The organism is Marinobacter sp. GH_1 (assembly GCF_048595985.1).
In the GTDB taxonomy this organism is placed as follows: Bacteria; Pseudomonadota; Gammaproteobacteria; order Pseudomonadales; family Oleiphilaceae; genus Marinobacter; species Marinobacter shengliensis.
In genome coordinates this window covers 2,658,592-2,674,909 of record NZ_CP184460.1, presented here as the reverse complement: position 1 = coordinate 2,674,909, position 16,318 = coordinate 2,658,592, and the positions used below count along the sequence as shown (strand labels likewise).

At 58.3% G+C, this 16,318-nt stretch carries 14 protein-coding genes; 2 read left to right on the top strand and 12 right to left on the bottom strand.

Translation table 11 applies throughout. The features are described 5' to 3' along the window. Positions 1 to 9: 9 nt before the first annotated feature. Entirely contained in the window at positions 10 to 936 is a 927-nt protein-coding gene (locus ACNSOI_RS12200; RefSeq protein ID WP_072676983.1) for a histone deacetylase family protein, read from the bottom strand. Between the two features lie 207 nt (positions 937 to 1,143). Between ACNSOI_RS12200 and ACNSOI_RS12195 the strand changes: the two genes are divergently transcribed. After that, positions 1,144 to 3,891 (top strand): GNAT family N-acetyltransferase, encoded by a 2,748-nt coding sequence (locus ACNSOI_RS12195; RefSeq protein WP_061333127.1) that lies wholly within the window; start codon positions 1,144 to 1,146, stop codon positions 3,889 to 3,891. Positions 3,892 to 3,906: 15 nt separating this feature from the next. Here ACNSOI_RS12195 and rdgC read toward each other — a convergent pair whose 3' ends face one another. From rdgC to ACNSOI_RS12155, 8 genes are all read right to left on the bottom strand, one after another. Beyond that, positions 3,907 to 4,833, bottom strand: a complete 927-nt coding sequence (gene rdgC / locus ACNSOI_RS12190) for a recombination-associated protein RdgC (protein WP_072676985.1) — start codon at positions 4,831 to 4,833, stop codon at positions 3,907 to 3,909. A 99-nt stretch (positions 4,834 to 4,932) separates the two neighbouring features. Further along, the gene (locus tag ACNSOI_RS12185) at positions 4,933 to 5,133 is read right to left on the bottom strand and encodes a DUF2788 domain-containing protein (protein WP_058090221.1); all 201 of its coding nucleotides are present in this window, start codon (positions 5,131 to 5,133) and stop codon (positions 4,933 to 4,935) included. 26 nt (positions 5,134 to 5,159) lie between these two features. Further along, entirely contained in the window at positions 5,160 to 5,930 is a 771-nt protein-coding gene (yaaA, locus tag ACNSOI_RS12180; RefSeq protein WP_061333129.1) for a peroxide stress protein YaaA, read from the bottom strand. Positions 5,931 to 5,942: 12 nt separating this feature from the next. After that, entirely contained in the window at positions 5,943 to 6,176 is a 234-nt protein-coding gene (locus ACNSOI_RS12175; RefSeq protein ID WP_058090219.1) for a glutaredoxin family protein, read from the bottom strand. Beyond that, positions 6,176 to 6,928: a YciK family oxidoreductase gene (locus tag ACNSOI_RS12170; RefSeq protein WP_061333130.1), complete on the bottom strand. Its 753-nt coding sequence runs from the start codon at positions 6,926 to 6,928 to the stop codon at positions 6,176 to 6,178. The genes ACNSOI_RS12175 and ACNSOI_RS12170 overlap by 1 nt, the downstream gene beginning before the upstream one ends. Before the next feature lie 65 nt (positions 6,929 to 6,993). Then, positions 6,994 to 7,659: an HAD family hydrolase gene (locus tag ACNSOI_RS12165; RefSeq protein WP_061333131.1), complete on the bottom strand. Its 666-nt coding sequence runs from the start codon at positions 7,657 to 7,659 to the stop codon at positions 6,994 to 6,996. Further along, a complete protein-coding gene (gene ubiG / locus ACNSOI_RS12160) occupies positions 7,649 to 8,365 on the bottom strand; it encodes a bifunctional 2-polyprenyl-6-hydroxyphenol methylase/3-demethylubiquinol 3-O-methyltransferase UbiG (RefSeq protein WP_061333132.1) in 717 nt (238 codons plus the stop codon). The genes ACNSOI_RS12165 and ubiG overlap by 11 nt, the downstream gene beginning before the upstream one ends. A 23-nt stretch (positions 8,366 to 8,388) precedes the next feature. Further along, positions 8,389 to 9,717: a TRZ/ATZ family hydrolase gene (locus ACNSOI_RS12155; RefSeq protein WP_286250491.1), complete on the bottom strand. Its 1,329-nt coding sequence runs from the start codon at positions 9,715 to 9,717 to the stop codon at positions 8,389 to 8,391. Between the two features lie 194 nt (positions 9,718 to 9,911). Between ACNSOI_RS12155 and mtnA the strand changes: the two genes are divergently transcribed. Continuing rightward, the gene (gene mtnA, locus ACNSOI_RS12150; protein WP_061333134.1) at positions 9,912 to 10,967 is read left to right on the top strand and encodes an S-methyl-5-thioribose-1-phosphate isomerase; all 1,056 of its coding nucleotides are present in this window, start codon (positions 9,912 to 9,914) and stop codon (positions 10,965 to 10,967) included. Here the strand turns inward: mtnA and ACNSOI_RS12145 are convergent. The 3 genes from ACNSOI_RS12145 to ACNSOI_RS12135 form a co-directional block, all read right to left on the bottom strand. Continuing rightward, positions 10,956 to 11,714 carry a helix-turn-helix domain-containing protein gene (locus ACNSOI_RS12145; protein ID WP_061333135.1) on the bottom strand — a complete coding sequence of 253 codons (759 nt, stop codon included), beginning with the start codon at positions 11,712 to 11,714 and terminating at the stop codon, positions 10,956 to 10,958. The genes mtnA and ACNSOI_RS12145 overlap by 12 nt on opposite strands. Positions 11,715 to 11,719: 5 nt before the next feature. Further along, a complete protein-coding gene (locus ACNSOI_RS12140) occupies positions 11,720 to 13,894 on the bottom strand; it encodes a carboxy terminal-processing peptidase (RefSeq protein ID WP_138436156.1) in 2,175 nt (724 codons plus the stop codon). Positions 13,895 to 14,160: 266 nt separating this feature from the next. Next, entirely contained in the window at positions 14,161 to 16,311 is a 2,151-nt protein-coding gene (locus ACNSOI_RS12135; RefSeq protein WP_420194123.1) for a 3-hydroxyacyl-CoA dehydrogenase NAD-binding domain-containing protein, read from the bottom strand. Positions 16,312 to 16,318: the final 7 nt, after the last annotated feature.

Genomic DNA, 16,318 nt, shown 5'->3' with positions numbered 1-16,318 from the left:
CGGGACTTCTCAGTAAACCGTGCTGAGCAGGTCCAGGTGGGCGGTGACGCTTTCGGCCAGCGCTTTCAGGTGATATCCCCCCTCCAGAGTTGACACAATCCGGTCATTTGCGTGGTCATGGGCCACGCTGATCAGCATTTCCGTCAACCAGCGATAGTCGTCCACTTCCAGATTCAGTTCTGCCATCGGGTCGAGTTTGTGGCCGTCAAAGCCGGCGGAAATCAGTACCAGCTGCGGGCGGAAATCCTGCAATTTCTTAAGCCACGCTGCTTCCACCGCTTTACGGTAGTCCAGAGCTGAGCAGTTGGCCTCGATCGGCGCATTGATAATGTTGTCCGCCTGGCGATGCACATGGGAGTGCGGATAGAACGGATGCTGGAAGCTGGAGCACATCAGTATGCGTTCGTCTCCGCTGACGATGTCTACCGTGCCGTTGCCCTGATGCACATCGAAATCAACGATCGCAACCCGTTCCAGGTGGTGGAAGGTGAGGGCGCGCATGGCCGCCAGTGCCACGTTGTTATAGAAGCAGAACCCCATGGATTTGGAGCGCTCGGCATGGTGCCCGGGTGGGCGGGCGCAGACAAACGCGTTGGTCACCTGACTGCTCATCACCATATCGACCGCCTGGATATTGCCGCCGGCGGCCAATCGGGCGGCGCGCAGGGTATCCGGCATCATGGCGGTGTCCGGATCGGTAAACACCCGGCCCCGGGTAGGCTGCATCATATCCAGCTGTTGAAGGTAAGTCTCGGGGTGCACCGTTAACAGCTGGTCACGGGTAATTTCTTCTGGTCGAACCCAGTCCAGATCCCGTTCCAGGTGAGTGTCTGCCAGATACGCGAGTATGGTGGAGATTCGCTCAGGGCATTCCGGGTGCTCCGGGCCCATATTGTGCTTCATGCAGTCATCGTGGGAAAAAAATGCCGTGGTCATACGTCTAGCCTGAACCCGAATATGCTTATTTTTCAGGCCATGTTATCAGGGAAAACCGAAGTTTGTCGTATTTCTTTGGTCTAATGGTTGTGATACCGGATGTACATCAGGAAATACCCATCTAAGATAAGTTATAAATTGATAAGTATCCTGTTTTATTGAGATTCTTATCCATATCTTCGTCGCCCATGGTCAGGGAGAGTCACCTTGAGTACCCGCTATCTGGAAAGCCTGTTCAATCCTGAATCCATTGCTGTGATTGGTGCTTCCGAACGGGCCGAGAACCTCGGTGGTATGGTACTCCGGAACCTGCTGGGTGGCGGCTATCCGGGCCGCCTGGTAGTGGTCAACCAGACCGACTACGACAACGTGCACGGGGTTCCTTGCGTCAAGAAGGTCTCGAAACTGGATTTTAGCCCGGACCTGGCCATTATCTGTACGCCACCGGATACTGTGCCAAAAATGATTCGAAAGCTCGGCGAATGTGGTGTGCGTACCGCCATTGTGATGACCGGCGGTATGTCACGTACCCACAGTAAAACCGGGCAGCCGTTGATGTATTCGGTGCGGGACGCGGCCCGGGAAACCGGCATTCGGGTATTGGGGCCCAATACCATCGGCCTGATGGTGCCGGCACGTCATCTTAACGCCACCTATGCACACATGGGCGCCATTCCCGGACGGGTGGCGTTTGTGGGGCAGTCCGGCACCATTGCCAGTTCGGTGATTGACTGGGCTTTTGCCCGGGGTGTCGGGTTTTCCTACTTCCTGACACTGGGCGACGGCATGGACATTGATCACGACGACCTGATCGATTACCTGGCCCAGGACACCCAGACCCGCGCCATCCTTTTGCACATCGAAAATATTCCCAATCCCCGCCGCTTTATGTCGGCGGTACGGGTAGCCTCCCGGACCAAACCGGTCATTGCGGTGAAATCCGGTCGGGTGCCGGAGTCGGAGTGGTTCGCCCATGAGTTACCGGCCGGCATCAAGCGCAGTGACCCGATTTACGATGCCATGCTGCAGAGAGCCGGTGTGTTGCGGGTGGACGGCCTGGGCCAGATGTTTGATGCCCTGGAAACCCTGACCCGAATGCGCCCGCTGCGGCGCGAATCGTTGGCGATCATGGCCAACGGGGTTGGCCCCGGTGTGCTGGCGGTGGACCGGTTGGCCGACCTGGGCGGCGAACTGGCGGAACTGTCGGAGCAGTCCGTTGATGCCCTGGCGGAGCTGCTGCCGGCCTACTGGACCCGGAAAAACCCGATCGACCTCAACTACGACGCCACGCCAGAACTTTATGGCAAGGCGATCAAGATTCTCGCCAAAGACCCGAACGTGGCCAACGTGTTGGTGATGTATGCGCCAACCCTGATCGAGGACAGCCTGCAGATTGCCGATGCGGTGGTGCAGGCTTCCAAGGGCACACGGCTGAACATTTTCACCTGCTGGCTGGGGCAGAGCACGGTGATGGATTCCCGTGAAGAATTTTATCGTGCCGGCCTGCCGTCGTTCTTCAATCCGGAGAAGGCGGTCATGGCCTTTATGCAGCACGTTCGTCACCAGCGGGTGCAGAGACTGCTGACAGAAACACCGGAATCCTTCACCGACCATTTCGCCGACCGTGCCAATACCCGGAAACTCGTGGCCCGGGCACTGAGCGATGGCCGGAGGCATCTGTCCAACCGCGAAGCCCGGCGGGTGATCTGTGATTATGGCATCAACACCATCGACACCGTTTACTGTGACGATGTCGAAGAAGTGCTTGAGGTGTTTGCGGTGGAGCGCCGGCCCATTGATATTACGGTGGTGCATGAACAGGGCTGCTTTCCGTTTCTGGACCTGAGCCCTACCCAGCGCCGTTACAAAGGCACGGTCAAAAAGCTCAACAGTGAGCAAGCCATTATCGATAGCTGCCGCTTCCTGATGGATGAGTACAGGGAGCACTTCCCCCGCAGCGGATTTCTCGGTTTTGCCGTGCAGCGTTCGTATCAGCATGTGGGTGGCATTGAATTCAGCGTGGGGATCACTCGGGACAACTTGTTCGGCCCGCTGGTGGTGTGCGGTGCAGCGGGGGCTCAGATCAACATCATGACCGACCGGCAAATTGCCTTGCCGCCGCTGAACATGGTGCTGGCCCGCGAGCTGCTGCGCCGCACCTACATGTACAAACTGTTGAAGGAGCACAGCCTCAAGCCTGAGGAAGACATTCGTGCCGTGTCGGAGACATTGGTCACCCTGTCCCAGATTGTCATCGACATCCCGGAGATTCGGGGCCTGGAGATTGCGCCACTGCTGTTCAATGAGCAGGGGGCGGTGGCGGTAAACATTGCCATTGATCTGGATGACCGCCGGGGCAAACCGATCATCCAGCCATACCCGAGGGAGCTGGAAGAGTGGATTGTGCTGCCAAAATCCGGTCGGCGAGTCATTATCCGCCCGGTGCTGGCGGAAGATGAGCCGGCCCACCGTTCATTCCACGAACATCAGTCACCAGAGTCCATTCGTTACCGGTTCTTCCAGTACCGAAAACATTTCTCCCGGGAAGACGTCGCCCAGATGGTGCAGATCGATTACGACCGTGAAATGGTGTTTATCGCCAATGCACCGCGGCTGGACGGTGAGGGAGAGGAAACCCTGGGCACTGTTCGCACCTGGACAGACGCAGACAACCTGCGCTGTGAGTTTGCTGTGATGGTGGACGACCGGATGAAAGGTGAGGGGCTGGGCGTGGCACTGATGCAGAAGATGATCGACTACTGCCGTGCCCGGGGCACCATGGAAATGATCGGCAACGTGCTGGCGGATAACCGCCCAATGCTGAAGTTGGCAGAGCATCTGGGTTTTGAAATCAAGTACAACCCGGAAGAAGAAGTGATGGATCTACGACTGGTGCTGAATGAGCCGGTGAAAGACTGGCAAAAAGAGCGGCTGGGGAAAGGGGGGCACCTGTAAGTACCCCCTTTGGCCTTATTCCTCGACGATGGCGGAGCGGTCTTCACCGCCGAGCGCTTCCAGCAGCCCGGGAATCATTCGGGAGAGTTCCAGGGTCATCAGCGTAAAGGCGGCGTCGAACTTGGCCAGGGCGTCGTCCACATCCACATCATCCAACTGGTCCTGCAGGGTTTCACCGAATTTCAGCCGGCGAATGCCCAGTTCTTCGTCCAGAACGAAAGAGACGTTGTCATCCCAGGTCAGCGCGAGTTTGGTGACCTGCATGCCGGTTTCCAGGTGGTTGCGAATTTCATCGGCTTTCAGGTCAAGGCCCTTGCAACGCACCACGCCGCCGTCTTCTGATGGATCCTTGAGTTCGCATTCGCTGCCCAGCACGATATTGGCAGGGTGATCGATGGTTTCCGTCAGCCAGCCGGTGAAGGTGAAGGCGGGTGCCTGCTCTACTGCCGGTGGGCGAACGGGCAGCGAACCCAGGCTTTTTCGAAGGGTGGATGCCAGATCTTCCGCCTGCTTGGCAGAGCCAGCATCGACCACCAGTACACCGTCCTGCGGTGCCAGGTAGGCAAAGCAGCGGCGGTTACGGGAAAACGCCTGGGGCAGCATTTCCAGCATGACCTGCTCTTTGATTTCCTCTTTTTCCTTTTTGCGCACTTTGCGGCCCTGATCCAGCTCGATGGCCTCGGCCCGCTCTTCTACGGCTTCCTTGACCACAGGGCCCGGCAGAATCTTCTCTTCCTTGCGCAGAGCGATCAGGTGGTAACCGTTGGCGCTGTGCACCAATTGCTCACCGTGTTTTCCAAGGGGAGGCACCCAACCCTGGCGGGTGGTTTCCTGGGGGCCGCAGGGCTTGAAAGCATCAGCCTGCAGCTTTTCTTCCAGGGCTTCGGCGGTGATATCAAAGGGCTTGGTGAAACGGAAAATCCGGGCGTTACGAAACCACATTGGGGCTGAATCCTTGCTGTTTGTTCGGAGCGTTGCAAAAGGGCAGAGGATGATACGGCCACACGGTGGTGGCCGTAAAGTGACGGCTATCCGGGCAGATCAGATCTGCATGATCTCTACCAGCACGGTTTTCACGATAAAGCCCACTACGCCGGCGCCCAGCACGGTAAACAGGGCAATGGTGCCGAACTTCCCGGCCTGGGATTTTTTGGCCAGGTCCCAAACGATGAAACCCATCCAGACAATAAGGCCCGTCAGAAACACCAGCATGGCGATCTGGGAGAAGACTGCTTCGTTCATGGTTACTCCGATATCAACAGGTACGGTTAGTGTTCATCCCGCAGGAAAACCCAATTGTTTTTATCGGATTGGTCTTCGCTGAAATAATAGCCTTCAAGGTTAAAGCCCTTGAGGTCGTCGGCCTGGGTAATCTGGTTCTGAATGGCGTAACGGCACATCAGGCCCCGGGCCTTCTTGGCGTAGAAACTGATCATCTTGTACTGGCCATTTTTCCAGTCCTTGAACTGGGGCGTAATCAGGCGGCCGTTGAGCTGCTTCTTTTGCACACTCTTGAAGTACTCGTTGGAGGCAAGGTTTACCAGCACCTGGTCATCTTGCGCCAGTAATTCGTTCAGGGCTTCGGTAATCTTGCTGCCCCAGAAAGCGTAAAGGTCTTTGCCTCGCTGGTTCTCGAACCTGGTGCCCATCTCCAGGCGGTATGGCTGCATCAGATCCAGGGGCTTAAGCAGGCCGTACAGGCCGGAAAGCATGCGCAGATGCTTCTGGGCGAAGGCGAAATCCTGTTCAGAGAAACTTTCGGCGTCCAGCCCGGTATAGACATCGCCCTTGAAGGCCAGGATCGCCTGGCGGGCATTGTCCGGTGTAAAGGGGGTGTGCCAGGTGCGGAACCGGTCGGCGTTGAGTTGGCCGAGTTTGTCGCTGATGCTCATCAGGTTACTGACCTGATGCGGCTCCAGTTCCTTGAGCTGGTCGATCAGCTCGCAGGCATCGTCCAGAAAATCCGGTTGAGTGTAGGTTTCCGTCGCCAACGGACTGTCGTAGTCGAGGGTCTTGGCGGGGGAGATGATCATCAGCATGTCAGCGGATCCTCATTGCAGAAACGTGAGTAACTGGTCCCTGGTGAACGGCCAGTCCAGCTCCGCGCCGGTGTCGTTGCGGCGCAGCACCGGAATGCGTGTGCCGTACCGCTCAACCAGTTCTTCAGACTGGGCTATGTCTACCACGTCCACAGGGATCGGCTCCGGCATGGGTGTGCTGACCAAAAGCGCTTCTGCCAGCTCGCACAAATGACACTGGGAAGTGGTGTAAAACAGGAGTTCCATTATTTCTTCGGCTGCGCGTCGATTTGCTGGCCGTTGATACCCTGGCTGTCTTTGCCCATCAGGTACAGGTACACCGGCATCAGTTCTTCCGGCGCCGGGTTCTGGTTCGGGTTTTCTGCCGGATAAGCCAGCACTCTCATATTGGTACGGGTGGCACCGGGGTTCAGACTGTTTACCCGGATATTGTGGCGGTTGTCATCCAGTTCATCCGCCAGCAGCTGGCTCAGGCCTTCGACGGCAAATTTCGATACCGCATAGGCACCCCAGTAGGCCCGGGCCTGGCGACCAACGCCAGACGAGGTAAAAATCATGGAAGCATCATCGGATTTACGCAGCAGGGGAATCATCGCCCGGCTGAGTAAAAACGGGGCAGTGGCATTTACCTGCATCACCTTGTTCCAGATTTCTGGATCATAAAGCTCTACCGGGCTGCGGGAGCCCAGAATGCCGGCGTTATGCAGCAATCCATCAAGCCGGCCGAAGTTCTCTTCCAGGGTCATCGCCAGCTCTTCGTATTCCTTGACCGCCGCACCCTCGAAGTTCATCGGCACGATGGCCGGTTGCGGGTGGCCGGCGGCTTCAATTTCATCGTACACCTCTTCCAGCTTGCCTACGGTGCGGCCAACCAGAATGACGGTGGCGCCATGGGCAGCATAAGCTTTGGCAGCGGCGCGGCCGATGCCGCTACCGGCTCCGGTTACCATGACAATGCGGTCTTTCAGAAGATCGGCGGGTGCCTGGTAATCTTGCATAACCTGTCTCCGTGTTCAGGCGGTTACTGGCCAGCTTGGGGCCGGTGATGAAAATGAATCGGCGGCTATTGTAACAGCTTTGCCAGGTCGCTGACGGTATCGACAATGATATCGGCTTGCCACAGGTCAACCGATTCCGGTTGCTCGATGTAGCCGTAGCGAACGGCGATGGTGCGCATACCTGCGTTCCGGCCTGCTTCAATGTCCCGTTCGTGGTCACCCACGTAGATAGCCTGTTTCGGCTCTGCGCCAATCTCACGGCATGCTAGGAACAGCGGTTCGGGGTGTGGTTTACGCTCGGTCACATGGTCCGGGCAAATCAGCGTGGCGCATCGTTCTGCAAGCCCGAGGGCTTCGATCAGGGGAATGGCAAACCGGGCGGGCTTGTTGGTGACAATGCCCCAGGGAATAGACCGGCTTTCCAGATCAAGCAGCAACTCGTCCATGCCTTCGAACAGGGTGGTTTCGATGGCGACACCTGCTTCATACAGGTCCAGAAACGCCGTGTGCTTTTCCAGGTAATCCGGGTGTTCCGGCTCCAGGCCAAAGCCGACCCGGATCATCGCCCGGGCGCCGTTAGATACCGAACGCCGGATATGCTCCGCCGGTAAGGCCTCCAGCTTGTGCTGTTGCCGCAGCATATTCAGACAGCGGATGAAATCCGGGGCGGTATCAATCAGCGTGCCGTCCAGATCGAACAGTACGGCTGAAGGGAGAGCGTCAGTCTTCACGAATATCCCGCGCGTGCATCAGGTAGTTGACGTCGACATCCCGGCCCAGTTTGTACACCTTGGTTAGCGGGTTGTAGGTCATGCCGGTGAGTTCCTGGACTTCCAGGCCAGCATGGCGCAGGTGGTCGGACATCTCCGAAGGCCGGATAAACTTTTTCCACTCATGGGTGCCCTTGGGCAGCATGTTGAGCACATATTCCGCGCCCACGATGGCAAACAGGAAAGACTTCGGGTTCCGGTTAATCGTGGAGACAAACATGTGGCCACCCGGGCGCAACATGGCGGCGCAGGCACGGATAACCGAAGCAGGGTCCGGCACATGCTCCAGCATTTCCAGGCAGGTGACGGCGTCGTACTGGCCGGCATGTTCCGGGTCACGCGCCAGCTCTTCGACGGTGGTTTGCCGGTAATCAACGTTCACGCCCGATTCCAAACCGTGAAGTTTGGCGACTGACAAGGGTGCTTCGCCCATATCGATACCGGTTACATGGGCGCCGCGCAGGGCCATGCCTTCCGACAACAGGCCACCGCCGCAACCGACGTCCAGCACCTTTTTGCCGGCCAGGGCTACCCGCTCGTCAATGTAATTCAGGCGCAGAGGGTTGATGTCGTGCAATGGCTTGAATTCGCTGGTGGGGTCCCACCAACGGCTGGCCAGAGCCTCAAACTTGGCAATCTCGTTCTGGTCTACGTTCTGGTTGCTCATGGTGCTACACCTGGGTGAAAAGGTTAACTGAGAATCTGTTGCCGCCATTCACTGACCCGAAGCATCAGGTCAGGCACGTCGATACGGGTCAGGCGACCGTCCTGTAATTGAGGTACGCCGTGAATCCAGCTGTGGCTTACTGCCCGGCCATGGTTACTGTAAACCAGGTGGGATGCCGGGTCGTAGACCGGCTGCAGGAAGGGGTCGCTCAGGTCCACGGCAATCAGGTCTGCCAGCTTGCCGGGCACCAGGGAACCCAATTCCTGATCCCGTCCAAGCGCCCGTGCACCGTTCAGGGTGGCCATTTCCAGCGCCCGGTGGGCCGACAACGCCGAGGCATCCCCGGCCACCACCTTGGCGACCATGGCTGCGGTTTTCAGCTCACCGAACAGGTCCAGGTCGTTGTTGCTGGCGGCGCCATCCGTGCCGATGGTGACATTGATACCGTGGTCCATGAGTTTCTGGACCGGGCACAGGCCGCTGGCCAGCTTCAGGTTGGATTCCGGGCAATGCACGATGTGGGCGCCCGAGCGCACCAGCTGTTCCAGGTCCGAATCGTCAATCTGGGTCATGTGCACGCACTGGGTATTGCTGCCAAGAACCCCCAGCTCCGCCATCCGGGTGACAGGCCGTGTCGCGGTCGCTTTCAGGGCTTCATCGACTTCAAAGGCGGTTTCATGAAGGTGGAGCTGGATCGCCGCGCCGGTTCTCTCAGCCAGGGCGACGGCGTTTTTCAACGGCTGGTCAGAAACCGTATAGGGGGCATGGGGCCCAATCGCCGGCATGATGTAGTCGTCGCCCTGCCATTGCTCGATCAAGGCCGCTCCTTTACGCAGGTATTCTTCCGGCCCGGAGCCCCAAACCGTGGGCATATCCATCAGTGGAAAACACACCTGGGCACGCATACCGGCGTCGTGGGCCGCCTGGGCCGTGACTTCCGGGAAGAAGTACATGTCGGAGAAGGTGGTGGTACCGGTACGGAGCATTTCCGCCATCGCCAGCCGCGTGCCGTCCAGCACAAACGGCTCGCTGACGAACTTGCCTTCGGCGGGCCAGATGTGGTCGTTCAGCCAGGTCATCAGGGGCAGATCATCGGCCAGGCCCCGGAACAGCGACATGGCGGTGTGACCGTGCAGGTTGATCAGCCCGGGCAGGACCACATGCCGGTCAAGGTTGACGGTCTCGCGGGTGCGGTATTTCAGGTCTGCTTCTGATTGCGACAGCACATCTGCAATGCGGCTGCCCCGCAGGATCACCGCCTGGTGCTCCAGTACAACGCCGAAGGGTTCTACGGGAATCAGCCAGCGGGCGTTGATTCGACTATCGGCTGCAGTGATGGTGTCTGCCGTCATTAACCTGCCTTTGTGTTGTGGGGCTTGGCCAAGCCCTGAAATTCAGCTGCAAAGTATAACCAGCTGCCGATGGCAGAACTACCCCGACGGCAAGGTCATGCCTTGCCAGAAGGGCATTGATGCTCAAACCGGGCAGGCAAACGGGCGCCTTGGCGTTATACTGGCGGCTTTCAGCCACCGGAATGGAGTTGACTATGGCAAAACACACTGCCAATCGATCGATGGGCACCGTGGCCCTGCGCTGGCATGGCGATAGCCTCGAGTTGCTGGACCAACGCCTGCTGCCTGCAGAAGAGCATTGGATTAAAGCGGAAGGCGCTTCCGGTGTTGCCCAGTGCATTACCGATATGGTGGTGCGCGGAGCCCCTGCGATCGGCATCAGTGCCGCCTATGGTGTTGCCCTGGCCGCCAGGCATGCGGGCGCAGGCGATTGGCGGGCAGAGGTGCACAAGGCCATTGACGAGCTGGCGCAATCCAGGCCAACGGCGGTTAACCTGTTCTGGGCTCTTGAGCGCATGAAAGGCGTGTTTGAGCGCTGTGAATCCCTGGCCGAAGCCACCCGTCAGCTGGCCGCCGAAGCAGTGCGCATTCATGAGGAAGATCTGGCGGCGAACCTTGCCATGGCGGACCATGCGCTGGAAGTCATGGCGCCTGAAAAGGCCATGTCGGTGCTGACGCACTGCAACACCGGTGCCCTGGCAACCGGCGGCTATGGCACGGCGCTCGGCGTGATACGCCGGTTGCACGAGGAAAAGCTGCTGAGCCGGGTGTACGCGGACGAAACCCGGCCCTGGTTGCAGGGCAGCAGGCTGACGGCGTGGGAACTCACCCGCGACAAAATTCCGGTCACCCTGAACGCCGATGGCGCAGCGGCGGCCATCATGGCTTCCGGCAGAGTTAAGTGGGTGATCGTTGGGGCCGACCGGATTACCGCCAATGGCGATGTGGCGAACAAGATAGGTACATACAATCTGGCCGTTCTGGCCCGCCATCACAAGGTCGGTTTCATGGTGGTGGCACCCTCCAGCACAGTGGATATGGCGCTGGAGTCCGGCCAGGATATTCCTATCGAAGAACGTGATGGCACCGAGGTGCGGGAAATTCGGGGAATTCCGCTGGCACCGGCTGGCGTGGAGGTGTTCAACCCGGTGTTTGATGTGACGCCAGCCAGCCTGATTGATGCGATTGTTACAGAAAAAGGCGCTGTCAGGAATCCGAACATCACCGGTATGCGTGCATTATTTGCCTGAGGGCGCTTTTTTCTCTGTAGGTCCGGAGGGCTGCAGGCTTGCCTTCAGCTCCTCCATCTCGGCTTCCTGTTGTTCGATAAAGTGCATCGACATCTCGAAGCTATGGCGGGTGAACTCCAATACCTTGCGGAACCCCTCGTCCGAGAGATTGCGGGCGTCATCGTGGCGCCGGAAGATATTGATAAATTCCCTTTCCCGCTCGAACTGCAGGGGAATGCGGCCGATGCCCCAATCGTTCAGAATCTGCCACACCTCCGGATTATAGTTCCGGGTGGTACGCATGATGAACGGAATGGGGTCGTTCCTGGCGATCAGCGCCGCCAGGCGCAGAATCAGCTCGAAAGACAGGGTAGAGGTGCCGTTTTCGATGGCCTCAAGCAGGGACTTATCCTTGAGGTTCAGCGCCTCGCTCATCTCAGACAGGGTGAGGCCGGCCACCTCCCGGATGTCTTTCAGGGACTGGCCGGCAGCGAGCATGGTTCGCAGCTGGTCCTGGGAATTGACCAGGGCCCGTCCCACCCGCAATGAGGTGTCGGTGGCCCGGGCACCCAGGCGGAGTGCCGAGCCGGTAAAGCCCACAATGCGATCAATAATGCCGTCGGAGGTTTTATTCCGGCCGCCGGGCTGTTCAATGCTTTCCACCTGCTCCATGGAACGCATGGCATGCAGGGCGTCCAGCAGCATGTCCTGCAGGACGCGGGCCCGTTGGCTGCTTTCCGGTTGATCCTTCGTTGCCCGGTCAGCCATGGCGATTATCTGGCTTCAGCCTTGGCGGCAAATTGTGTTGGCTTCAGGATAGACGCGGTACGCTGATCAAGCTCGAGCAGGTCGGCCATGATATGACCACCCTCGCGGATCACGAAGTCCAGCTCTTCATCGGTGCTGTCGAGATCTGCGGCCTGTTCGTCCTGCCATTGTTCCAGCTCATCCAGGGTCTTGAACGGCTCTTCTCCGCGCAGTTCCCGACGTGCGTTGGCAATGGTCAGCCGAGTTCTCTCAATCTGTTCGTGGTGTGCCTTGCGTTCATCCATATTGAGGCTGACGTAGGTCATTTCACGTTGCTTGGTCAGGAACTCAATTTCCTGCTCCAGCAGGCTGAATTCGGGGCTGGCCGAGAAACGGGCTTCATGGCGCCTGCGCAGCTCGTCAATAACACCGCTGAAATCAAAGTACCGGGTGTGGGGCACGGCTTCGATCTGGTCCCAGGGCAGGGCATGATCCAGCGCGTCTTCGCCAATTCGCGACGTGTCGACCCGTGACGGAATCTCGATATCCGGAATGACACCCTTATGTTGGGTAGAACCACCAGACACCCGATAGAACTTGGATTGGGTGATCTTCAGCTGGCCGTGGTTCAGTGGCCGCACGGCTTGAACCGTACCCTTGCCGAACGTCTGAGAGCCCACCACCAGGCCGCGGCCGTAATCCTGAATGGCGCCGGCAAAGATCTCCGAGGCCGAGGCACTCATCCGATTCACCAAAACCACCAGGGGGCCGTCGTAGGCAACCGAGGGGTCTTCGTCGTTAAGAATCTGCACATCATTATTGGCGTTACGAATCTGCACGGTGGGGCCCTTGTCGATGAACAGGCCTACCAGGTCATTGGCCTCATGCAGGGCACCGCCACCGTTGTTGCGGAGGTCCATGACGACGCCGTCAACACCTTGTTCCTTGAGATCGTCCAGAAGCCTGCGAACGTCACGGGTCGTGCTCTTGTAGTTGGGGTCACCGGCCTGCATGGCCTGGAAGTCGGCGTAAAAGGTCGGAATGGTGATCACGCCAACACGGTAGGTTTCGCCGGAACGGTCCAGCTCGATGATGTCCTTGCTGGCGCTTTGTTCTTCCAGTTTGACTTCATCCCGGCTGATGGCAATGGTGCGGGTGACGCTCTCGTCGGCGGCGTTGGCAGGAATCACTTCCAGGGTAACGGTGGAGTTACGGGGACCACGTATCAGGTCAACCACCTCGTCCAGACGCCAGCCAATGACGTTTACCGGCTTTTCGCCCTCCTGAGCCACGGAGATAATACGGTCTGCCGTTTGCAGTTGGCCCTGCTTGGCGGCGGGGCCACCCGGCACCAGGCGAACCACTTTGGTGTATTCGTTGTCGGATTGCAGGACCGCACCGATGCCCTCAAGTGACAGGCTCATATTGATGTTGAAGTTTTCAGACGTGCGCGGTGAGAAATAGGACGTGTGCGGGTCCCACATGCCGGCAAAGGCATTCATATACGCCTGAAACGCATCCTCGCTGCGGGCCTGGTAGGCGCGTTTCAGCTGACCTTCATACCGGCGGCGCAGGTTGTCTTTGATGGTGTCGTCTTCCGTACCGTTCAGGCGCTGGGCCAGTACGGCATTCTTGATTCGCTTGATCCAGAGGGCATCGAGGGCTTCCTGGTCTGGTTCCCAGTCGGCCTTGGAGCGATCCACCCGAATGCGCTCATCTGTGTTGAAATCAAGCTCATCCAGGCCGTTATCAATAACGTTCAGGGCAAACTGAAGCCGCTCGATGATGCGCTGCTGGACCAGGTTGTAGATCTCGAACCCTGGCTGAAGCTGGCCTGTTTTCAGGGCGGAACCGAGCCGGGATTTTGCCTTGGCGAGCAGGTCGATATCCTGTTGGGACAGATAGATGCGCTGGCCATCCAGGTATTTCAGGTACGCATCGAAAACATCGCCAGACAGCTCATCACTGATGCCAAGATTACGAAAATGTGTGAATTGCAGTTGGCGAGCGATCAGGATGTTGGCCCGGGCCTGGTCAATGGTTGGGGCCACAGGCTGGTAAACCGCCGTGTCGTCAATTTTTGCCTGCGCGACGGACATGCCAGACATCAGCAAAGAGAGTGTCAGTGCTGTGCAAGCGCCCACCCTGCTGGCTCTGGATGGCTTGGTGTGACGCTGCATGAGTTTTTCCGCAATGGCCATAAATGCATACCTGACGATACTGGACGGCTGAACAATCGGATTTCAGCCTAACATGTTCAGACGCCGATGACTGTGACGACGGCTCTGACCCGTAATGAATTTATTGTAGGCAACCGCTACACCTGTTGCCATAGGCCATGGGTATCGCTTCGTGACAATATGTCCATATACGTTGCTGCCTATCTTTTCAGATTGGGGCAGGTTGCAGGAAGTAAAGAGGAGGGGGCGTAAAATGGCCGGAGGAGGAATCCCTCCGGCCGGTTGGGTCAGGCGAAGGACTCGTTGTTTTCTGCCTTTTGCAGAAGCAGTGCTGGTGGCGTGAAGCGCTCACCATACTGGTCCGCCAGCTGCTGTGCCCGTTCAGCGAAAGCACGAACTCCATACTGGTTGACGAACTGGATGGCACCGCCCGTCCAGGGGGCGTAGCCGATGCCGAAGATGCTGCCAATGTTGGCATCTTCCACGGTTCTCAGCACGCCTTCCTCGAGACAACGGATGGTCTCGATCGCCTGCATGAACAGAATGCGGTCTTTCAGGTCCTGCAGCTGGGCGCTGCGAGCCTTGGCCTGGTCTACGAACAGGTTCTCCAGTTCCGGCCACAGGTACTTTTTACCTTTCTCCGGGTACTCGTAGAAACCGGCACCGGCGGCTTTGCCCTTGCGACCATGGGTGTCGACCATGGCATCGATGACAGCTTCGGCCGGGTGTGGCTGCCAGGTGCCGCCGGCGGCTTCGGTGTCTTTCTTGCTCTGCGCGCGGATGTGCTGCATCAGCGTCATGCTGACTTCGTCGGAGATGGCCAGTGGCCCCACCGGCATGCCGGCCAGAAGCCCTGCATTCTCGATACTTGAGGGATGAATGCCTTCAGCCAGCATACTGATGCCTTCGTTCACGAACGTACCGAACACTCGGGAGGTGAAGAAGCCGCGGCTGTCGTTCACCACAATGGGGATCTTGCCGATTTGCTGCACGTAATCGAAGGCCCGGGCCAGGGTGTCGTCAGAGGTATTCTCGCCAACGATGATTTCCACCAGCTGCATTTTGTCCACCGGGGAGAAAAAGTGCAGACCGATGAAGTTGTCCGGCTTGGCAGAAGCCTTGGCCAACTGGGTAATGGGAATGGTGGAGGTGTTGGAGGCAAAGATGCCGTTGGCCACCATTTTCGGCTCGGCTTCCTGGGTTACCTTGGCTTTGAGATCGCTGTCTTCAAAGACTGCTTCGATGATCAGATCGCAACCTTCCAGATCGTCGGCGGAACCCGTGGCTTTAATGCGGGCCAGCACCTCGTCTTTCTGGGCTTCGGTCATGCGGCCGCGGCTGACTTTCTTGGCCAGCAGGTTTTCGGAGTAGCGTTTGCCTTTCTCCGCGTTTTCCACGGAAACATCCTTAAGCACCACCTCAATGCCGCGGCTGGCGGTGGAGTAGGCAATGCCGGCACCCATCATGCCGGCACCCAATACCCCGACTTTCTTGAAAGTTTCTTTTTCAACACCGTCCGGGCGGCTGCCGCCAGCCTTGATGGCGTTGAGCTGGAACCAGAAGGTGCCGGTCATGTTCTTGGCCACCTGGCCGGTGGCCAGCTCGGCGAAGTAGCGGGTTTCAATCAGACTGCCGTTGTCGAAGTCCACCTGGGCGCCTTCCACGGCGGCGGCCAGAATCCGCTCAGGGGCAGGGTAACAGCCCTTGGTTTTTTGCTTGAGCATCGCGGGTGCGATGGCCAGCTTCTGCGCCATGGCAGGATGGTGCGGGGCGCCGCCGGGGAATCGGAAGCCTTTCTGGTCCCAGGGCTGCTGGCACTTGGGGTTGGCTTCGATGAAGGCTCGGGCCTTGGCGATCATGTCTTCCGGTGAACTGGCCAACTCGTTCACGATACCCGCTTTCAGGGCGGCTTTCGGATTTACTTTCTTGCCTTCCATCAGGAACGGGAAGGCCGCTTCCAGACCAATCATCCGGGGAAGACGCTGGGTACCGCCACCGCCGGGTAGCAGGCCCAAGGTCACCTCTGGCAAGCCTAGTTGGGTGCGGTCGTCATCAATGGCAACGCGGTGATGGCAGGCCAGGGCGAGTTCCAGGCCACCACCCAGAGCGGTGCCGTTGATGGCAGCCACCACAGGTTTGCCACAGGTTTCCAGCACCCGCATGTCGGCTTTCAGGCCGTTGACCATATCTTCGAATTCTTTGGCCTGCTGGCGGGTGACTTTGTACAGTTCGTTCAGGTCGCCGCCGGCGAAGAAGGTCTTCTTGGCGGAGGCGAGAATGATACCTTTGATGTTGTCCAGGTCACCTTTGACTTTATTGACGGTGTCGGTCAGGGCGGTCCGAAATTCGCCATTCATGGTATTGGCGGACTGGCCTGGCATGTCGATGGTCAGGGTCAGAATCTGGTCTGAACCCAGGTCGTATTGGATGGCACTCATGGTCGGT